The sequence below is a fragment of the Caulobacter sp. genome, assembly GCF_039596335.1.
GTDB lineage: Bacteria > Pseudomonadota > Alphaproteobacteria > Caulobacterales > Caulobacteraceae > Caulobacter.
In genome coordinates this window covers 380423-400539 of sequence record NZ_JBCNJZ010000007.1, presented here as the reverse complement: position 1 = coordinate 400539, position 20117 = coordinate 380423, and the positions used below count along the sequence as shown (strand labels likewise).

Genomic DNA, 20117 nt, shown 5'->3' with positions numbered 1-20117 from the left:
GGGGCAACGCCCCGCGCCCGCCGGGCCCGGCGCCGCGCCGCGAGCGCTTTTGACGCACCCGCGCGCGCTAGGGGCTCGCCGCCCGCCTCCCCATATATCCGTCATGGCCAAGACCCGCCCCGCTGCGGTCGCTCAAGACCCTCGCGCGTGCCACGTTGAGCCGCTTATCGTCGGCGCGCGCGATGAGGGCGCGGTGATCATCGATCTCGACGACGTCGCCGCGCGGCGCGAGCGGCTGGACGCCTACGCGCAGGCGACGCGCGCGGTCAATGTCTACCGGTTCCTGATCCCGCGCGATGCGCTCGTCGCCCCATCGCGCGCGGACGGCGCGCCGCGCGATGCGCTGCGCCAGCTGGAGATGGTCGTTGGCCTGACGGGTGGCGCCTTGGCCAAGGCGCAAGGCGGCCTGGCTGCGCGAATTCCAAGATCGCTGGCCGACAAATTCGAGGGCCTGGCCCGTCCGCTGATCGCCGCCTACCTCGTATCGCTGGAACTGGCGCCCGACGCCGAAAGCCCGGACGCACCCTAGCCGCCCGGCGAGCGCGCCCGGGTCGGCCCGCCGGCGCCGGGTCGGGCCGCGGGACCCGCCGCGGCGTTGTGCGGAACAGACTTTTGGCTTGGGCGCTTGAAGAGTTCCCCGCGATTTCGGGCCGGGCTTGGCGGCGGCGCGCGAATGACGCTAAGCCTTCGAGCACGGTCAGGCGGGGGCTTGGTGCGAGACGACTTAGGGCTGGGTTGATGACCGATAGGGGAGCGCGCGACGCGTCGGGGGACGACGATCGCGCAGGGCCGGGCTTCTTGGCCGGCGGCGGGCAGATGGGCGCGCGGATGCGCGCTCACGACTGGACCGGAACGCCGCTTGGCTTGGCTGAGGCCTGGCCCCAGTCGCTGAAGTCGGCGGTGAGCATCATGCTCAATTCGCGCTTCCCGATCGCGATCTATTGGGGCGACGCCCTTGCCCTGGTCTATAACGACGCCTGGGCGCCGATCCTTGGTGAAAAGCATCCCTGGGCCCTGGGCCGCGCCGGCCGCGAGGTCTGGCCCGAGATCTGGGACACCATCGGCCCGCTCTACGCCCAGGTGATGTCGAGCGGCGAGGGCGTCTGGCAGGAGGACGAACTCCTGCCCATGCATCGCCATGGCTACCTCGAAGAGTGCTACTACAATTTCACGTTCAGCCCGATCCAGGGCGAGGACGGTCGGGTGGCGGGCATCTTCAACGCCGTGGTCGAGACCACCGAGCGCGTGCTGTCCGAACGACGCTTGCGCACGCTCAGCCGCATGGGCGAGCGGGCCGACGCGGCCCTGTCGATCGACGCGGCCTGCCGCTGGGTCGCCGACACCCTGGCCAGCAGCGCCGTGGACGCGCCCTTCGCCCTGATCTATCGGCGCGAAGGGGAGGTCGCCAGGCTGGCCGCGGAAGCCGGACTGGAGGCGGGCGCCCCGGGCGCGCCGACGGTCTTGCCGTTGGACGGCGAGGGCCAATGGCCGCTGAGCGCCACGGGCGCGGCGGTGGTGACCGCGCCACCGGAAGGTCTCGTCCTGACCAAGGCTGCCTGGCCCGAACCGGTGGTCCAGGCCATCGTCTTGCCCGTCACCCTGGCCGGCGACCCCTCGCCGGGGGCCTACCTCGTCGCGGGGGTCAATCCGCGCCGTCGTCTGGACGAGAGCTACCGCGCCTTCTTCGACCTGGCGGCGGGCCACGTGGCCACGGCCATGACCGCCGCACGCACCTACGAGGAGGCCCAGGCCCGCGCCGAGGCCTTGGCGCAGATCGACCGGGCCAAGACCGCCTTCTTCTCCAACGTCTCCCACGAGTTTCGGACGCCCCTGACCCTGATGCTGGGTCCGCTCGAAGACGCCTTGGCCCCAGGCGAGCCGCTGTCGCAAACCCAACGGCCGCGGATCGAGGCGGCCCATCGCAACGCCCAGCGCCTGTTGCGACTGGTCAACACGCTGCTGGACTTCTCGCGCATCGAGGCGGGGCGGGCGCGCGCCAGCTTCGCTCCGACCGACCTGGCGACCTATACGGCCGAGCTGGCGTCCGCGTTCGGTTCGGCGACCGACAAGGCCGGCCTTGCCTTGCGCATCGACGCCCCGGCGCTGTCACGGCCCGTCCACGTCGATCCGGAGATGTGGGAAAAGATCGTCCTCAACCTCGTCTCCAACGCGTTCAAATTCACGCACGAGGGCGAGATCGCCGTGGGTCTGACCGAAGTCGGCGACAATGCCGTCCTCACCGTGCGCGACACCGGCGTCGGGATCGAACCAAACGAGCTTCCCAAGCTCTTCGATCGTTTCCACCGCATCGAGGGCGTCAAGGGCCGCAGCATCGAGGGCTCGGGGATCGGCCTGGCGCTGGTCAAGGAACTGGTGGGCCAACACGGCGGCGAAATCAGCGTCGACAGCCGCCCGGGGCAGGGCACGACCTTCACCGTGACCCTGCCGATCGGGACCCAGCACCTCCCCGCCGAGCAGGTCGTTTCCACGTCGAGCGCCGCGGCGGCACCAGAGCGAGCGCGGGCCTTCGTCGACGAAGCGCTGGGCTGGCTGCCCGAAGCGCTTGGCGCCCCCGTGCAGGACAGCCTCGTCGCCGGCCAGGCGCCGCCGGTCCCGGGGCAGACGCCCGCCGACCTTCCGGCCGTCCTCCTGGCCGACGACAATGCCGACCTGCGCGCCTATATCAGCCGCCTCCTAGAGGCTCAGGGTTACGCCGTGCACGCCGTCGCTGACGGCCACGCCGCGCTCGCCGCGGCGCGCGCGGCCCGGCCCCAGCTGCTGGTCACCGACGTGATGATGCCCGGGCTCGACGGCTTTGGGCTTCTGGCGGCCATCCGCCAGGACGCCCAGCTGCGCGACCTGCCGGTGATCATGTTGTCGGCCCGCGCCGGCGAAGAGGCCAAGGTCGAAGGGCTCGATGCAGGCGCAGACGACTATCTCACCAAACCGTTCTCGGCGCGCGAGCTGGTCGCCCGCGTCGCCGGCGCCATCGCCACCGCGCGCCTGCGCCGCGAGATGACCCAGGCGCTGAGCGAGTCCGAAAGCCGCTTTCGCAACATGGCCGACCATGCGCCGGTGATGATGTGGATGACAAACGCCCAAGGCGCCTGCACCTACCTCAATAAATCCTGGTACGCCTTCACGGGCCAGGACGAGGCGCAGGCCTTGGGCGAGGGCTGGCTCGACGCCGTCCACCCCGAAGACAGCCCCGCCACCGGCGAGACATTTCTGGCGGCCAACGCGCGCCAGGCGCCGTTCCGCCTGGAATATCGCCTGCGCCGCGCTGACGGCGCCTACCGTTGGATGATCGACGCGGCCGCCCCGCGGTTTGGCGCCGAAGGCGAGTTCCTGGGCTACATCGGCTCGGTCCTCGACATCAGCGACCGCAAGGAGGCCGAGATCCGCGTTCGCGCCAACGAGGCCGCGCTCGCCGAGCAGACCCAGGCGCTGCAGATCCTCAACCGCGCGGCCCAGGCCGTCTCGGGCAATCTCGACGTCGAGCGCCTGGTGCAGACCGTCACCGATGCGGGCGTGGAGTTGTCGGGCGCGGAGTTTGGCGCGTTCTTCTACAATCTCGTCAACGCCGCGGGCGAAAGCTACGTCCTCTACACGCTGTCGGGCGTGGATCGTTCGGCCTTCGAAGGCTTTCCGATGCCGCGCAACACCGCCGTCTTCGGGCCGACCTTCGCCGGCGAGGGCATCGTGCGCTCCGACGACATCACGCTGGACCCGCGCTATGGCCGGTCCGAGCCCCACAAGGGCATGCCCAAGGGCCACCTGCCGGTGCGCAGCTACCTGGCGGTCCCGGTGCGCTCGCGCACCGGCGAGGTGCTGGGCGGCCTGTTCTTCGCCCACTCCAAGCCTGGCGTGTTCGGGGTTCTGGCCGAAGAGCGCCTGGTGGGCCTGGCCAGCCAGGCGGCCGTGGCCATGGACAATGCCCGCCTCTTCCAGGCCGCCGAGCAGGAACTGGGCCAACGCCGCCAGGCCGAAGCGGCCCTACAGGCCCTCAATGCCACCCTGGAAGAGCGCGTCGCGGCTGAAATCGCCGAACGCGCCAAGGCCGAGGACGCCTTGCGCCAGGCCCAGAAGATGGAGGCGGTCGGCCAGCTGACCGGCGGGGTGGCCCACGACTTCAACAACCTCCTGACCGTCATCATCGGCGGTCTGGACACGATCAAGCGCAGCCGGCCCAGCGATGAGGCGCGTGTCCAGCGCGCCGCCGACATGGCCCTGCAAGGCGCCCAGCGCGCCGCCAGCCTCACTGAACGGCTCCTGGCCTTCTCGCGTCGCCAGCCCCTGGCCCCAAAGCCCGTCGACGCCAACGCCCTGGTGCGCGACATGACCGAGCTCCTGCACCGCACGCTCGGCGAACAGATCGAGCTCGAAGGCGTGCTGACGCCGCGGCTCTGGCCGATCGAGGCCGACCAGAACCAGCTGGAAAGCGCGATCTTGAACCTGGCCGTCAACGCCCGCGACGCCATGCCCGACGGCGGCAAACTGACCATCGAGACGGCCAACGCCCTGCTCGACGAAAGCTACGCGGCCATCGACGCCGAAGTCATCCCCGGCCAGTACGTCTCGATCGCCGTCAGCGACAGCGGCGCGGGAATGTCGCGCGAGACCCTGGCGCGGGTGTTCGAGCCGTTCTTCACCACCAAGGAAGTCGGCAAGGGCACCGGACTTGGCCTCTCGATGGTCTATGGCTTCGCCAAACAGTCGGGCGGCCACGTCACGGTCTATTCGGAAGAAGGGCAGGGCACGACGGTCAAGCTCTACTTCCCGCGTCATTTCGGCCAGGCCGCGCAAGGCCCCGAAGCCAGCGCGGTGATCGCGCCGTCGAGCAGCGAAGGCGAGATGGTGCTGGTCGTCGAGGACAACGACGATGTGCGCGCCTATAGCGTGATGATCCTCAGCGAGCTGGGTTACGGCGTCATCGAGGCGGCCAACGCCGAGGCGGCGATCGCCGTCCTGGCCTCGGACGCACGGCTGGATCTGCTGTTCACCGATGTCGTGCTGCCTGGCAAGACCGGCCGCTCGGTCGCCGACGCCGCGGCGCAGTTGCGGCCCAGCCTCAAGGTGCTGTTCACCACCGGCTATTCGCGCAACGCCATCGTTCACCACGGCCGGTTGGATCCTGGCGTCCAGCTGATCACCAAGCCGTTCACCTTCGAGCAGCTGGCCGTTCGAGTGCGTGAGGTGATCGACCGGCCTTGACCTAGTCGCGCGCCGGCAACTGGGCCTGGATCTGGCAAACCAGGCCTTCGGGGCGGAAGTCGAGCGCGGCGTGGCCCTTGAGCTCGCCCGCCAGGCTGCGCTCGATCATGCGCGAGCCAAATCCGCGTCGGGTGGGCGGGCTCACCCTGGGGCCGCCGGTTTCGCGCCACTCGAACGCCAGCGCCCCAGGCGCCTGCGCCGACAGGCGCCATGAGATCGCCACGCGGCCGGCCGACCCCGACAGGGCGCCATACTTGGCCGCGTTGGTGGCCAGCTCGTGCAGCGCCAGGGCGAAGGGAACGGCCTGGGCGTCGTCCAGCCGCACCAGCGGCCCCTCAATGGCGATGCGGCCACCGGCCAGGAAGGGCGCCAGCGCCGTGCGCACCAAATCCTCCAGGCTCCCGGCCCAGCCGGCCGTGGTGATCAGGTCATGGGCCGCTGCCAGGGCCGTCAGGCGCTGCTCGAAGGTGTCGCGCAGCGGCAAGGCCCCAAAGGTCTGGACCGAGATCGCCTGGATCGTCGACAGGAGGTTCTTGATCCGGTGACTGAGCTCGTTGTTGAGCAGGGTGGCCCGTTCCAAGGCCGCGACATAGCGCGTCTCGTCGGTGAAGGTGCACAGCGCGTAGCTGTCATAGGGCGTGTCGACCGGCGTGGCGCTGACCGACAGGGTCACGACCTGGCCATCGGGCCGCCTATAGCGCAGCGGCTCGTCGACGACGGTCTCGCGATGCAGGATGGCCCGCGCCGTCGGGTAGTCCTCTGGCGCATAAGCTTGGCCATCATCGTGCAGGCCGCCGTAGGAGCCGTAGTCCGACAGGACTTCGCCCCGCATATCGTGACCCATGATCCGCGAGGAGGCGCTGTTGTAGACCAGCAACTGGCCATCGGGGATCGCCGCCAGGATTACCCCGACCGGCACCTGCTCGATGACCGCCGTCAGCCGCGCCTCGCGCTCGCGCAGGCGCTCTTCGGCCCGAGCCCGCTCGGCCGCATGCCAGGTGCGCCGCGCCGTCTCGGTGATCAGGCGCAGGTCCAGCGCGCTCCAGGCGCGCGGCGCGGCGCTGCTGACATAGAGCCAGCCGCGAAGCTGGCCGTCGACCACCAGCGGCGCCTCGACGAAGGCGGCCACGCCGATGGCGGCGAAGGCGGCGCAGACCTTGGGCTCGCCGGGTAGAAACGCAGAGACGTCGTCGACGACGAGAGGCGTGTTCTCGGCCAAGGCGGCGAAGCGCTCGCAGCCATAGAGATCGACGGCGTGGCGTCCACGCATCGACGGGGTGGCGCCCGAAAGCCACTCGCTGACGACGAAGCCGACCCGGCGATCGGCCTCCAGTTCGACCACGCCGACCGCGGCCACGTCGAGCTTCCGGCCGAGCAAAGCACAGGCAAAATCGACGGCCGCGCGCGCTTCGGCGCGGGCGATCAGGCCGTCCTGTAAGCTCAGCAAGAACTGGCTGACCTCAAGGTCGGCCAGGGCCTCATTCATTCGCAACGTCATGCCCCTTGAGCGCCCCGTCGGCCGCCAAACCTTGAGTGTGATTGTGCCCCGCGCCGCTGCCCGACTCCAGCAACATTCCTTGACAATTGGCGGCAAGATAACCGCTTGCGGCGGCGCGTCCGTCGCCCTCCCGACGCGAGACGAGGCCGTTGCGCTTCAGTACGGCTTAGCCGGCATAGGGACGAGCGCTTGGCTCGGGGCCGGCGCCGAGGGGCAAGGCCGAGGTCGCTAGGCGCTGAGCGCCTGCAGGATGTGCTGGGCCATGACACGCCGCGCCGCCTCGTCTTCGAGGACCGCGGCGATCATGATCCGGTCGCCGTCGGACGACGCCGCCTCGCGCCAGGGCGCCAGCACTTGCATCGCACGATCATGGGATCGGGACGGCAAGGTCAAGGACACGCCCTTTGGGCCGCCGCGCACCCCCCGCACGCCCGCGCTTCTGGCCAGGGTCACCAGGCGCGCGTTGTCGAGAAGCGCGAGCGCCGGGTCGGGCAAGGCGCCGAACCGGTCAGTCAGTTCTTCTTCGAAATCGTCGATCTCTCCGAGCCTTTCGAGCCTGGCAAGCCGTCCGTAGAGATTGATCCGGGTCACCGCGTCGGGGACATAGTCGTCCGGTATGGCCCCGGGGGCCCCGAGATTGATCTCGGGCGTCCAGTCGTCGTCGGCGGGTTCCCCGCCGGCGATCTTGACCGCGCGCGCCAGAAGCCGCTGATAGAGGCCCGCGCCGATCATCGCCATGTGGCCCGCCTGGTCTTCCCCAGCCAGGTCTCCAGACCCCCGCAGATCAAGGTCGCGCGCGCTGATCGCCAGGCCCGAACCGAGGCGATCGAACGCTTCAAGCGTCGAGAGGCGGGCTCGGGTGGCCTCGGGCAGCTCTTCGTCGGGATCATGCAAAAGGTAGGCGACGCCTTGGATCCGCCCCCGGCCGACGCGGCCGCGCAACTGGTGCAGCTGCGCCAGGCCGAAGCGATCCGGGCGCCAGACGACCATGGTGTTGGCGCGCGGCACATCCAGCCCGCTTTCGATGATGTTGGTCGCCAGCAGCACATCGCCATCGCCGTCGGCGAAGCCGACCATCACCGCGTCGGCCGCGTCGGGGGGCAGTCCGCCGTGCGCGACGCGAACCGATAGCTCGGGCGCGAGATCGGCCAGTTTGTCCGCCAAGGGCGCGATGTCCTCGATCCGCGGCGCGACGATGAAGCTCTGGCCGTCGCGACGCTTCTCGCGCAACAGGGCGGTGCGCAGGCTGGCGGCGTCGAACGGGGCCAGGAAGGTGCGGATCGGTCGCCGACGAGCCGGCGGGCTGGCGATCAGGCTGACGTCCTGGACGCCGATCATCGCTGACTGCAAGGTTCGCGGGATCGGCGTGGCCGTCAGCGTCAGCAGGTGGCCTTCATCGCACAAGGCCCGAAGTTTGGCCTTCAAGGCCGCGCCGAACTTCTGTTCTTCGTCGATGATCACCAGGCCAAGCCTGTCGAAGGCGATGTCTTTGCCCGCCAGGGCCTGGGTGCCGATGACGATACCGATGTCGCCGCTTTCAAGGCCTTGCTTCACAGCGCGCGCCTCGGCCGGCGTGACCAGGCGCGACAGGTGGGCCACGCCAATGCCTGTGCCGGAAAAGCGGCGCTTGAAGGTCTCGACGTGCTGGCGCGCCAAGACCGTGGTCGGCGCGGCCACCGCGACCTGCCGGCCGCTGAGCGCCACGGCCGCGGCTGCGCGCAGGGCCACTTCGGTCTTGCCAAAGCCGACATCGCCGCAGACCAGCCGGTCCATCGGACGGCCGCAGGCCAGATCGGCCAGCACCGCCTCGATGGCCGCCGACTGATCCTGGGTCTCTGGATAGCCAAAGCGCGCGGCGAACTTGGCATAGGCCGCCTTGGGCGGGACGATCGGCTCGCAACGCCTGACCTGGCGCGCCTGGGCCAAGGCCACCAGACTCTCAGCGGTCTCGTCGATATGGCGGCTGACCTCGGCGCGCCGTTTGGCCCAGCCCTCGCCCTTGAGGCGATCCAGCGTCACGGCGCTGTCTTGCGCGCCATAGCGCCAGATCCGTCCAATCTCCTCGATCGGTGCGAGCAGCGTGTCGCCGCCGTTATACTCCAGCTGCAGGGTGTCGCGGCCCACGCCGTCGATCTCGATGCGCTTGAGGTCGCGCAGCACGCCAATCCCATGATCCTCATGCAGCACGACATCGCCGGGCCTCAGGTCGGGCTCGGCGAGGAAATCCTGGACGTTGCTCTTCTTGCGCGCGGCGGCGCGGCCGCCCGCGACGTCGCCCGCCGCGATCACGGCCAGGCCAGCGACCGGGTCGACGAAGCCGGTGTCGAAGTCGATCTCGACGGCGACGACGGCCCCCGGTTCGATCGCCGCCACCTGGGTCCAGTCGGCGACCGGTTGAGGTTTCAGATCAAGCCCTCGCGCCAAGGCGCGGGCAAGGGGACGAAGTTCATGCTGAGCGCCGGTCAGCACCACGCGGCGGTGGGCCAGCCGATGGCTGTCCACAAGGTCACAGAAGGCGCGGCCCGGATTGCGCGACAAGGCCAGGTTCGGCACAGCCTCGATGCCGGCAAGGGCAAGGCGGACCTTCGACCAGGTCTTCAAGCCCGCCTGAAGGGGCGCGCCCAGGAGATGCAGCCGATCGGCGGCGGTCGGGGAAGAGACCGTAGCCGACCCGAGCGTGCGTCGGGCTTCGAAGGCTTCGGTGACGTGGACCTCTACCTCTTCGAGACGGGCCAGGGCCTTGGGATCGGCGGACAACCGCGCCTTGGGAAGCAGTTCGAAGAGCGAGACAAGCTCGCCATAGTGGTCGGCCAGGGCGTGCTCGCACCCTGGCTCGCGCTCAGGCAGGGCCGCGTCATCGCCGGCTTGCGGAAAGATCAGCTCGCTGGCCGGACCAAGGTCCAACACCTCGATCTCGGCCTCCGACCTCTGGGTCAGGGGGTCATAGATACGGATCTCGGCGATGGCGTCCTGTCGCACCACGATGCGGGCGGGGCGGGGGGCGTCGGCGGGAAAGACATCGATCACCTCGCCCTGGAAGGCGATCTCGCCCGGCTCGTCGATGCGGTCGTCGGCGACGTGGCCGGTGCGCGCGGCGAAGGCGGCGAAGGCGTCGCGGTCCAGCGGTTGACCGGGCTTCAATTCGAGAAAGGCGCCGTCCAGCGCCGCGGGTGGCGGCAGCTTCTGAATGAGGGCCTCGGGCGAGGTGATGACGATGCGCGGCGAGCGCGTCTGCGACAGCTGCTTGAGCACGCGCATGCGCCGGCCCATCACGTCGCGCGAGGGCGAGGCGCGATCATAGGGCAGGCAGTCCCACGGCGGCAGCACCAGGATGTCCAGGTCCGGGCACAGCCCGGCCAAGGCCCGCCCTATCTCTTCGGCGCGCCGCTCGCTCGAGGCCAGATGGACGAGGCTTGCGCCGCGCAGGGTGGCGATCTTGCGCGACAGCGCCAGAGCCGCCGCCGAGGCCGGCGGCTGCGTGCTGACCCGGTCGGGCTGGCGATGCGGCCGAGCGCCCGGAACCAGGGTCTCGCCAACGGCGGGCGACGGCGGGGCGGATGCAGGCATGCGCAACTCGAGGGACTGGCGCTCGACGATCCGCGAGCACGGCCACAACACCGGATGGTCGAGGAAGTTGCAGGGGGCCTCGCGCGCCTTAGCCTTGGGCGCCGCGGCGATCTTTTGATCTGACGACGGCGGATCAGGGAACGCCCACGGATCGGCGCCGTTTGCTTGCGACCGGTGACGCTTGGGGATTGCGCTGCATCGCCCGCGCCGGCGACAGGGGCCGACGACGACCGATGCAACCGGAGAAAATCGCCAAAGCGGCGTCGCACTGGCTGGCGAGGGCGGACATAAGGCGCGTGCTCGAGGGCGCGTCCCGACTAGGATATGCGGCGCGCGGTCTGGTTTATCTTGGTCTTGGCGTGATCGTCCTGCTGGCGGCGAGCGATGTGACCCCGCGCGCTCAAGGCGCCAAGGCGATGCTGGCGGCCTGGGCCGCCTGGCCGCTCGGCCTGGTTCTGGTCGGCGCCGTCGCTGCGGGCCTGCTGGGGTTTGCGCTCTGGCGCGCCTTGCAGGCGGTCTTCGATGCCGACCAGCACGGCGCCTCGCCCAAGGGCGTGGTGGTGCGGATCGGTCAGGCGATCAGCGGCCTGATCTATGGCGGCCTTGGCCTCTGGGCGCTGGAGCTGCTCGACGCGTTCGAGGATGTTGGAGAGGCCGACGAGGAGCAGGCCGCGCGCGGCGCGGCGGCCACGGTTCTGGCTCTGCCCTATGGTGAAGTCCTGCTGCTCCTGGCCGGCGCGGTGATGCTGGGCGTGGGGGTTGGCAACATCGTCCAGGGCCTGGTCCAGGACTTCGCCAAGCGCCTGCGCTGCGACGACCGGCTGTGCCGATGGGTCGTGCCGATGGCCAAGGTCGGCTACGCGGCAAGGGGACTGGCGACCCTTCCGGCCGGCCTCTTCCTGATCCAGGCGGGCCTGGAAGCGCGCAGTCGCGACGCGCACAGCTGGGGCGGCGCGCTGCAAGCGCTCGAAGCCCAGCCGTTCGGATCGTGGATGTTGGGCCTTGTGGCCCTGGGCTTGATCGCCTTTGGCCTCTTTGGGTTCGTCGAGGCCCGCTTTCGGCATATTCGTCCCAGCCTGGAGCTGACCTCTTGAGCAAGGCTGACCGTGCAGAACGCCTGAAGGCCGCGCGGCGCGCCCAGGCGGTCAAGCCTAGCGACCGCGGCCCGGTTCTGGCCCGCACGCGCAATCTGAAGATGGCCCGCTCGGCGCACGCCTATGTTCGAGGCAGCACGATCAAGTTCTATGAGTGGCTGGAGACGCGTCCCTCGGCCTTGCCGAGCGGACCGCCCGTGTGGATCTGCGGCGATTGTCACCTGGGCAACCTGGGTCCCCTGGCCAACGCCAAGGGCCGCGTCGACATCCAGATCCGCGATCTCGACCAGACCGTGGTCGGAAATCCCGCCCATGACCTGATCCGGCTGGGGCTGTCGCTGGCGTCGGCCGCACGGGGATCGGACCTGCCGGGCGTGGTCACCGCCCAGATGCTCGAAGCCATGATCGAGGGCTACGAAGAGGCCCTGGCCGCCGACTTCGATCAGGATGCGCCGCACCCGCCGATGATCGGCGCCGTCCTGCGCGAGGCCGAGCGCCGAACCTGGAAGCACCTGGCCAACGACCGGTTGGCGGGCGTGCGGCCCGAGATTTCGATCGGCAAGCGCTTTTGGCCCATCACCCGCACCGAGCGCCACGAGATCGAGGAAATCTGCGCCGGCGCGCCGGTGCGCGACCTGGTGACCAGCCTGAAGTCGCGCGGGCGCAAGGACGAGATCCGCATGCTGGACGCGGCCTATTGGGTGAAGGGCTGCAGCTCCCTGGGGCGCCTTCGGTTCGCCGTGCTGCTGGAGGTCGATGGCGGTGATGGTCCGCCTGACATCTGCTTCCTGGATATCAAGGAGGCGATCAAGGCCGCCGCGCCGAGAGAGGAGGGCGCGGCCATGCCGCGCGGCAATGCCGAGCGGGTGGTGGCCGGCGCGATGGCGCTGTCGCCCAACCTTGGTCAGCGCATGGCCGCCGGCCGTCTGCTCGACAAAGCCGTCTTCGTGCGCGAGCTGATGCCGCAGGACATGAAGCTGGAGATCGTGGGCCTGGCCCCCGCCGAGGCCATGGATGCGGCCCGTTCCCTGGCGCGTGTGGTCGGCGACGCCCACGGTCGCCAGATGGACGCCGCCATGCGCAAGGCCTGGATCGCCGACCTGGCGCGCAATCGCTCGGGCACGCTGGATGCGCCCTCCTGGCTGTGGTCGAGCGTCGTGGACCTGATGGCCGTCCATGAGGCGGCCTATCTCGAGCATTGCCGGCGCTACGCGCTGGGTCTTCGACGCGAGGGCTAGAGCCTTGCCTGCGCCTGGGCGTCGCGCGCGCGAAGGCGTTTATGGATGTCGGTGGCGGCGATGGCGGCTTCGGCGGCCGCAACCGCGATCTGGTTGAGGCCACGCACCACATCGCCCGCCGCGTAGAGACCCTCGATCGAGGTCTCCTGATGGCTGTTGACGATCAGGTTGGCCTGGTCGTCGTGGGCCGCGCCCCATTGCACCGCCAGCCGACTCTGCATCTCGCAACCAAGCGCCAGGTAAAGGCAGTCGAAGTCCTGGACCGGCGCGCCGGGCGAAGACAGCCTGACCCGCTCAGAACCGACCGACAGGTCCGCGAGCGCGATCGGCTCGACCCTCACCTTGTGCGCGCTGAGGCTGGCCAGATCGCTCAGCGTTTCTGTCGCGCCCAGATGCAGGAGGGTGACGTCCGAGGAGTAGGTGGTCAGGAACGCCGCCTCGCGCGCGCCGAGATCACCCTCGCCGAGAACCGCGATCCTCTGGTCGATCGCTTCATAGGCGTCACAGATCGGGCACATGCGCACCCGAGCCGCGCCGATGGCGGCCTCGATCTCGGCCAGGTCGGGCAGGCGATCGACGACGCCTGTGGCCAGCAGCACGAACTGGGCTTGGATCGTGACCTCGCCCTGCGCGGTATCGATGAGAATCTCAAAGCCGTCCGCCATCCGCGTCAGCCGCCGCGCGCGCGCTTGACGCCGTTGGGCGCCGTAGAGGCTGGCCTGTTGCGACAGATTCTCCAGGAGCGCTGGGCCGCCCACGCCCCGGGGAAAGCCGGGCGTGTTGTGACTTTGCGGAATCCACGCCGCGCGGGAGCGGCCGCTATCCAGGATCAGGACGCGGCGCCGATAACGGCCAAGATAGGTCGCGGCGGTCAGGCCCGCCGGACCAGCGCCGATGATGACGACCTCGTAGCGGTCCATGCGGTCTCCCCGTCGCTGGCCTGATCCGCTAACGCGCAAAGGCGGTCCATGGCTCAGTGTCGCCCAAGCCATGGACCGCGGCGTTTAGAACACCTTGCGCACCAGGGGTTCGCGCGCCCAGATGCGGCCGGTTTCAGCCGTCGCGATAAAGTCGGCGATCGTCTTGGTCGGCAGGTTGATCAGTCCGGCGTCGGCGTCGGGATTGGCGTCGGACAGGCCGCCCTTGACGAACAGCGGCGCGGCGGCGGGCAAATAGGCGATGACCTTCAGGTGACCGAAGGCGTCGCGCACGAAATTGACCGCCGCGGCTTCCAGCGCCAGCGCCGCGCCGCCTTCGTCAGACGGCAGGACCGCCACGGCGTCGAACAGCACCGAAGGCCCACCGTCGACCCGGAAGTCCGCCGGGACCAGGACGCCGCCCGCTGTCACCACGCCCGTGATGGTCGGGGCGACGATCGCCAGTTTCGCGCCGGCCGCCTGGGCAGCCGCCTTCAGGTCATCCAGCAGGGCGTCGTCGACGCCGTCGCTGACCAGGACGCCGATCTTGCGACCCACAAGGCCCGGCGCGGACTTGGCCAGGATGCTGAGGGCGGGGGAGAGGTCCATCTCGGACGCGGGAACCTCGGTGGGCGCCGGCGTGATCGGATCGCGAACGCCCAGGCCGGCGGCGACCCGCGCCGCCAGGCTCTCGTCGATATTGACCAGGCGCGAGAGCATCGCCTCGCGCACGCGCGGCACATTGCACCGCGACAGCTCGAAGATCAGGGCCGCGACGATGTGGTCGCGTTCCGGATCGGTCTGGCTGAGGAAGAACAATCGCGCCTGGCTGTAATGATCGGCGAACGTCTCGGGCCGCACGCGTAGCTGCTCGCCAGCCTCGCCATTGGGGAAGGTGCGATAGCCCTGAGCCTGGCTCTCGCGCTTGACGTCCGCGCCCAGGCTCGAGGGTTCATAGTTCACCTGGCCCTTGGGGACGGCCATCTGCATGTGGCCATCGCGCTGCAGATTGTGGAACGGGCATTTGGGCTGGTTGATCGGGATCTGGTGGAAGTTGGCCGAGCCCAGGCGCTTGAGCTGGGTGTCCTGGTAAGAGAATAGCCTTCCTTGCAGCAGCGGGTCGCTGGTGAAGTCGATGCCGGGCACGACGTGGGAGGCGCAGTAGGCGACCTGTTCGGTCTCGGCGAAGAAGTTGTCCGGGTTGCGATCCAGCACCATGCGGCCCACGACACGCAGCGGGATGACTTCCTCGGGAATGAGCTTGGTGGCGTCCAGCACGTCAAAGGCCAAGCTGTCGGCGGTCTGCTGGTCGAAGGTCTGCAGGCAGAACTCCCACTCGGGGAAGTCGCCGGTGTCGATCGCCTCCCAAAGGTCGCGACGGTGGAAGTCGGGATCGGCGCCGTTGATCTTGACCGCCTCGTCCCAGACCACCGACTGGGAATTGAGTTTGGGCCGCCAGTGGAACTTCACGAAGGTGCTCTGGCCCGCGGCGTTGACCAGCCGGAACGTGTGGACGCCAAACCCCTCCATCATCCGGTAGGAGCGCGGGATGGTCCGGTCCGACATGATCCACATGATCATGTGCATGCTCTCGGGCGTCAGGGAAATGTAGTCCCAGAAGGTGTCGTGCGCGGTCTGCGCTTGCGGGAACTCGCGGTCGGGGTCCTGCTTGGCCGCATGGACGAGGTCGGGAAACTTGATGGCGTCCTGGATGAAGAACACCGGGATGTTGTTGCCGACGAGATCGAAGTTGCCTTGCTGGGTGTAGAACTTGACCGCGAAGCCTCGGACGTCGCGGGCCAGGTCCATCGATCCCTTGTTGCCTGCCACGGTGGAGAAGCGGGTGAAGACGGGGATGCGCTCGCCGGGGCGCTGCAGGAAGTCGGCGGTGGTGATGTCCGACAGGTCCTCCAGGCACTCGAAGAAACCGTGCGCGGCCGAACCGCGGGCGTGGACCACGCGCTCGGGAATGCGCTCGTGGTCGAAGTGCATGATCTTCTCGCGCAGGATGAAGTCCTGCAGCAGCACCGGACCACGGGCGCCGGCCTTCAGCGAGTTCTGATTGTCGCTGATCGGCACGCCCTGATTGGTGGTCAGCTGGGTCGGCTCGCCATCAGATTGCTGATGCAGTTCGCCGCCGGCGGGCACGAGCGTTTCGATGCCGGTGGTGGTGTCGGGCGCGGCGATCGGCGGCGCGGCGGGCGCCTTGGACTTGGTCGGCATGGTCGGTCCTGACTTCGAAAAGGGGCGGCGAGAGCGAAGGCGTTGGTGCGAGAAGCGGTGTTTAGGCGCGCGGCGGCGGGGCCAGCTGGGCCATCAGTTCGGCCTTACGGGCCGAGAGCTTCGCGCCCAACGCGATGAGATCCAGATCGGTGGCGCGGACCTCGGGAAAGAGCTCGCTTTCCTCTTCCTCGACATGGTGGCGAACCTGCTCGCCAAGCACCTTGACCTTGGCGTCGTAGAGCGGCTGGTCGGGCAGGCCGGCCTCGATCTGGGCGATCAGAGTCTTGGCGCCCATGTGCTCGACGATCGCCTCGTCGATCAGGTCGCCGTCGCCGGTCTTCTCGCGGGCCGGCGGATAGAAGAACTCTTCTTCGATCTGGGTGTGGACCTTGAGAGCCAAGCAGATCTTGTCGGCCAAGGCCTTCTTTTCGGCCGCGTCGGTCAGGCCGTCATAGGTCTCGAAATAGTCTTCGACCTCACGATGGTCGGCTTCCAGCAGCGCGATGGCGTCGGGGCCTTTCGCCTTCGGCGCGGCCTGGGCCTTGGTCGCGGCGCGCGCGGTCTTGCGGGTGGCCTTGGTCTTCGCCGTCGTAGCCATGGATCAATGTTCCGGATGTGAAGGGGCGATCCTTCAACCGCCCGCCTGGCGGGCCGTTCCGGTAACGATCAAACGATGGGTCTATGGTGGCGCTTGGGCTGACCGGCTGGTCAAGCCGCCGCGCCCGCTCGCAAACTGACCGACAGGCCGGCGGCGTCCCAGTCGAAGACGATCTGGCCGTCCAGCTGTCGAGCGAGGTTGGCCATCAGCCGCGAACCGAACCCCGAGCGCGACGGGGCCGTCACCGGCGGGCCGCCGCGTTCCTCCCACGACAGCGACCAACCCTGCGGCGCGCTGGCCCAACTGACTTCCAGCACACCCTCGCGAACCGACAACGCCCCGTACTTGGTCGCGTTCGTCACCAGTTCGTGCAGGATCATGCTCAGCGGCTGGAGGTGGTCGGCCGGCAAGGCGATCTCGCCGCCCGCCAGACGCACGCGCGCGCCGGCGCTGATCGAGGAGGCCAGCTCGTCGCGCACCACCTCGGCGATGGTTCCACCGCGCCATTGGGTCTTGGCCAGCGTCGATTGGGCCCGCGCCATGGCCTCGATGCGGCCGTGGATGGCGTGGCGGAAGTCGGCCGGGTCGGCCGCGTCGGTCAGGCGCACCACCGACTGGATGATGGCCAGCGAATTGCGGGCCCGGTGGTCGACCTCGCGCATCAGTAGGTCACGCGCGGCCTCGGCCTGCTTGCGGGCGGTGATGTCGATGGCGGTGCCGACCACGCGCAGGCACTGTCCCTGGTCGTCGAACACCCCGCGCCCCTTGGCCGCCACCCAGCGTTCGACGCCGTCCTCGGCCCCGATGGTGCGATATTCGACGTCGTAGAGGCCCTGGGTGGCCGGATCGGCCGCAGCCGCGTACGCCCTGGACGTGGCCTCCAGGTCGTCGGGGTGTAGGCCGCGATAGAAGTCGTCCAGGGTGACCGGAGCGCCAGGCGAATGGCCAAAGAGCGCCCGGACCCGGTCGTCCCAGTAGAGGGCGCCATCGCCATTATCGACGTCCCATAGCCCGACCTCGCCGAACTCGGTGGCCAGGCGCAGCCGGGTCTCGCTTTCCAGCAGGGCGCGTTCGGCGTCCATGCGCTTGGTGACGTCGGAGATCACCGCATAGAGGCCGATCACGACGCCGTCGGCGCCGCGCCGGGGCACATAGTCGACGTGAACGTCGCGAAGGCCGCCGGCTGGATAATCGACCCGGCTTTCGAAGGTCACACGTTCACCCGCCAGCGCCGCGTCGAGGTGCGGCCGGACAGGATCATAGGCCGCACCCAGGACATCCTCGACCAGACGTCCCTGCAGCGCCTCGCGCGGCTGACCAAACCACTGCTCGTAGGCGCGGTTGAGGAACCGATAGCGCTTTTCGCGGTCGACATAGGCTATCAGCAGCGGCGCGGCGTCGGTGATCCTTCGCAGCTCAGCCTCGCTGTCGGCCAGTTCAGCCTGGGATCCGACCCGTTCGACGAAGGCCCATGACCGCTCGGTGACCTCGCGGACTAAGGCAAGCTCCCGCTCCGTCCAGACATGCGGGCCCTTGTGGTGGACCGCCATGAGCGCCCGCAGCCGCCCATCGCGCACCAGCGGCATGCAGATCGTCGCGCCGATCCCGATGGCCTGGAACGTTTGCGCTTCGTGGGCGGCGATCTCGACCAGGTTGTCGTTGATGATCAGCGGCAGGCCGCGAGAGAGATTGGCGACCGCCATCTGGCCAAAGTCGGCCAGACGATAGCGGCCCACGATCGAGGTCGAACCGGGCCCGGCCCAGTCGCCGCGGATGGTGAAGCCGTCCTGGTCGGCGTCCATGTCGGCATAGGCGCAGATCGCCACGCCCATGTGCTCGCCGATCATCTGGGCCGCGCGCATCATCACCGCCTCGGCGCTGGACAGGGCCGAGGTGGCGCGGGTCAGGCGATCCAGGAAGAGCAGGGTGCGCTCGCTTTCTTCGCGCGCAGCGCGCTCCTGGGCCGCCGAGGTGGTCTCGACGCAGACGCACAGGATGCCCGGTATCTCTCCTGCGACCGGAATAGGGCTGTAGGAGAAGGTAAAACAAGCGCGTTGGGCCTGACCATTCCGGTGCAGCACGACCGGCAAATCCTCGTAAAAGGCCGCCGCGCCGCCAAACGCCGCCTCGATGATCGGCTCGATCGTGGGGCGGACCTCGGGCCACACCGTCCAGAATGGCCGGCCCAGGGCGCTTGGATGCTTGTCGCCGAGGATGGGGCGGTAGGCGTCGTTATAGATCAAAAGCCGGTCGGATCCCCAAACCAGGAACATCGGAAAGGGCGCGCTCAAAAGCACATCGACCTGTTGACGCAAGGCCTGGGGCCAGCCCTCCAGCGGACCCAAGCGTGCGCGGACGGCCTCGTCCGCAAGCAAGTCAACCACTTCGCCGCGCGCGGGGACTTGAGGGGCGATCAAGCTCATCAGGGGCGGGGATCCGGCAAGGCGACGTGGAGAGTCGGGCCGTCCTTGCATGCAGCAGCCCATCCGCAACGACAACGTCAAAGCCAAGCTTCGGTTGCGGCGCGCTATCTTCTGATCGGGGATGTGCGACGACCGAGCGGCGCTGTTGGAACGCGCCCCAGGCCGGCGTGTTGATTTTGCGCACGAAGCAGGAGGAGATCGTCATGAACGATCAAAGCACCAACCAAGACCGCAAGCCGCAGCAGCAGGACCAAAGCGGCCAGCAGCGCGCGCCCGAGCAACAGAACGAGCAGGGCCAAAACCGCGGCGCCGAGAAGACGGGTGAGCGGATCGACACCGACGGCGATGGTCGCACCCGCGATCCCAACGACACGCGTCCGACCGACGACGGCGGGCGGGGCGAGCCGGTTCAGCGGTGAGCTGCTAGATCACGAAGGAGGCCGGGTCTCACGCCCGGCCTTTTTTGTTTCCAGGGCGGCGCGATCGAACGCCGCGCCACCACGGCGGTGTGGGACGGGGCGAGAATGCGCAACGCGCCGATCCTCGCCCCTGACCCCAGTGCGCCGGCTCCGAGGAGGGCCTTAGGGCTAAGGCAACGCTAGCGAAGAAAGCTTGGCTTGTCTGTCTGCTCGCCAACGAAACAAAGCCTTCAGCCGCCAGGCGCGACAGAACGGATGGCTTGGGGCGGCGTTGTCTTTCCACAGACTATAGGAGAGACAAACATGGCCACCGGCAAGGATCCGCAAACCGCTGACGGCCTGGGCGGCGTACACAACGTCACCCAGCCGCGTGCGCCGGTTCCGGACTATCCGGCCGCCGCGCCGCCAAAGGCCGCTGCGCCCGGTCCTATCCCCGCCGTCGACAGCGTCATGGTCGAAGACTCCGATCAGGTGGGTAAGGTCGTCCATGCCCAGCCGGTCGCGCAGGCCGCTCCCTTTGATGGGCGCACAGCCGCCGACGAGGCCTCGGCTTGGGCCGCCGAAAAGGATCGCGAACGCGACTAGACCGAGCCGCCGAGCGTGGCGACGAGCGCCGCGTGGCCGGCCTGGGCGTCTTCCCAGCTTGTATAGCCGCGTGTGTCGACGACCTCGCCATCCTCAAAAGTCGCCGACTCGAAAACGATCGGGCGCTCAAAGCCTGGTGATGCGGCCGGGCCCCGGTCCATGCCGGTGAACACCGTCGAGACCTCAAGGCGCGGGTTGATTTGCGTCTTGGCCACGATGCGCCGGCCGTCCAGCTGCGCCGCGCGCATCCAGGCGCGCCAAGCGTCAGGATCGGGCTCGGCCACCGGGACTGGGCCGTCGAGGATGTAGCTGAGGGTCGTGGCGGGGATCATCGTCGCCAG

At 68.9% G+C, this 20117-nt stretch carries 13 protein-coding genes; 6 read left to right on the top strand and 7 right to left on the bottom strand.

The window, feature by feature from the left end:
• The first annotated feature begins 103 nt into the window (after positions 1 to 103).
• A complete protein-coding gene (locus ABDW31_RS17230) occupies positions 104 to 529 on the top strand; it encodes a hypothetical protein (RefSeq protein WP_343699184.1) in 426 nt (141 codons plus the stop codon).
• Between the two features lie 209 nt (positions 530 to 738).
• The gene (locus ABDW31_RS17225) at positions 739 to 5214 is read left to right on the top strand and encodes an ATP-binding protein (protein ID WP_343699183.1); all 4476 of its coding nucleotides are present in this window, start codon (positions 739 to 741) and stop codon (positions 5212 to 5214) included.
• A gap of 1 nt (position 5215) precedes the next feature.
• On the opposite strand, the gene ABDW31_RS17220 is transcribed toward ABDW31_RS17225, so the two are convergent.
• Positions 5216 to 6712, bottom strand: coding sequence for an HWE histidine kinase domain-containing protein (locus ABDW31_RS17220; protein WP_343699182.1), 1497 nt, complete (start codon positions 6710 to 6712; stop codon positions 5216 to 5218).
• 228 nt (positions 6713 to 6940) lie between these two features.
• Positions 6941 to 10279, bottom strand: coding sequence for a DEAD/DEAH box helicase (locus tag ABDW31_RS17215; protein WP_343699181.1), 3339 nt, complete (start codon positions 10277 to 10279; stop codon positions 6941 to 6943).
• Positions 10280 to 10512: 233 nt separating this feature from the next.
• Between ABDW31_RS17215 and ABDW31_RS17210 the strand changes: the two genes are divergently transcribed.
• Positions 10513 to 11373, top strand: a complete 861-nt coding sequence (locus ABDW31_RS17210; protein WP_343699180.1) for a DUF1206 domain-containing protein — start codon at positions 10513 to 10515, stop codon at positions 11371 to 11373.
• Complete coding sequence (locus tag ABDW31_RS17205) at positions 11268 to 12611, top strand: DUF2252 family protein (protein ID WP_343699179.1); 1344 nt, start codon at positions 11268 to 11270, stop codon at positions 12609 to 12611. Before ABDW31_RS17210 ends, ABDW31_RS17205 begins: the two co-directional genes overlap by 106 nt.
• On the opposite strand, the gene ABDW31_RS17200 is transcribed toward ABDW31_RS17205, so the two are convergent.
• The 4 genes from ABDW31_RS17200 to ABDW31_RS17185 all read right to left on the bottom strand — a co-directional run bounded on the left by ABDW31_RS17200 (position 12608) and on the right by ABDW31_RS17185 (position 18592).
• Entirely contained in the window at positions 12608 to 13531 is a 924-nt protein-coding gene (locus ABDW31_RS17200) for an NAD(P)/FAD-dependent oxidoreductase (protein WP_343699178.1), read from the bottom strand. The genes ABDW31_RS17205 and ABDW31_RS17200 overlap by 4 nt on opposite strands.
• An 84-nt stretch (positions 13532 to 13615) precedes the next feature.
• Positions 13616 to 15751, bottom strand: a complete 2136-nt coding sequence (locus tag ABDW31_RS17195) for a catalase (protein ID WP_343699177.1) — start codon at positions 15749 to 15751, stop codon at positions 13616 to 13618.
• Between the two features lie 61 nt (positions 15752 to 15812).
• Positions 15813 to 16349 (bottom strand): hemerythrin domain-containing protein, encoded by a 537-nt coding sequence (locus ABDW31_RS17190; RefSeq protein ID WP_343699176.1) that lies wholly within the window; start codon positions 16347 to 16349, stop codon positions 15813 to 15815.
• Positions 16350 to 16459: 110 nt separating this feature from the next.
• Complete coding sequence (locus ABDW31_RS17185; protein WP_343699175.1) at positions 16460 to 18592, bottom strand: PAS domain-containing protein; 2133 nt, start codon at positions 18590 to 18592, stop codon at positions 16460 to 16462.
• Positions 18593 to 18975: 383 nt separating this feature from the next.
• Here ABDW31_RS17185 and ABDW31_RS17180 point away from each other — a divergent pair, with 383 nt between their 5' ends.
• Both ABDW31_RS17180 and ABDW31_RS17175 read left to right on the top strand, forming a co-directional pair.
• Positions 18976 to 19191 (top strand): hypothetical protein, encoded by a 216-nt coding sequence (locus ABDW31_RS17180; protein ID WP_343699174.1) that lies wholly within the window; start codon positions 18976 to 18978, stop codon positions 19189 to 19191.
• A gap of 303 nt (positions 19192 to 19494) precedes the next feature.
• On the top strand, positions 19495 to 19776 hold the full coding sequence (locus tag ABDW31_RS17175) for a hypothetical protein (RefSeq protein ID WP_343699173.1): 282 nt from the start codon (positions 19495 to 19497) through the stop codon (positions 19774 to 19776).
• Here ABDW31_RS17175 and ABDW31_RS17170 read toward each other — a convergent pair.
• Complete coding sequence (locus ABDW31_RS17170) at positions 19773 to 20108, bottom strand: hypothetical protein (RefSeq protein ID WP_343699172.1); 336 nt, start codon at positions 20106 to 20108, stop codon at positions 19773 to 19775. The two genes, ABDW31_RS17175 and ABDW31_RS17170, sit on opposite strands and share 4 nt — an antisense overlap.
• Positions 20109 to 20117: the final 9 nt, after the last annotated feature.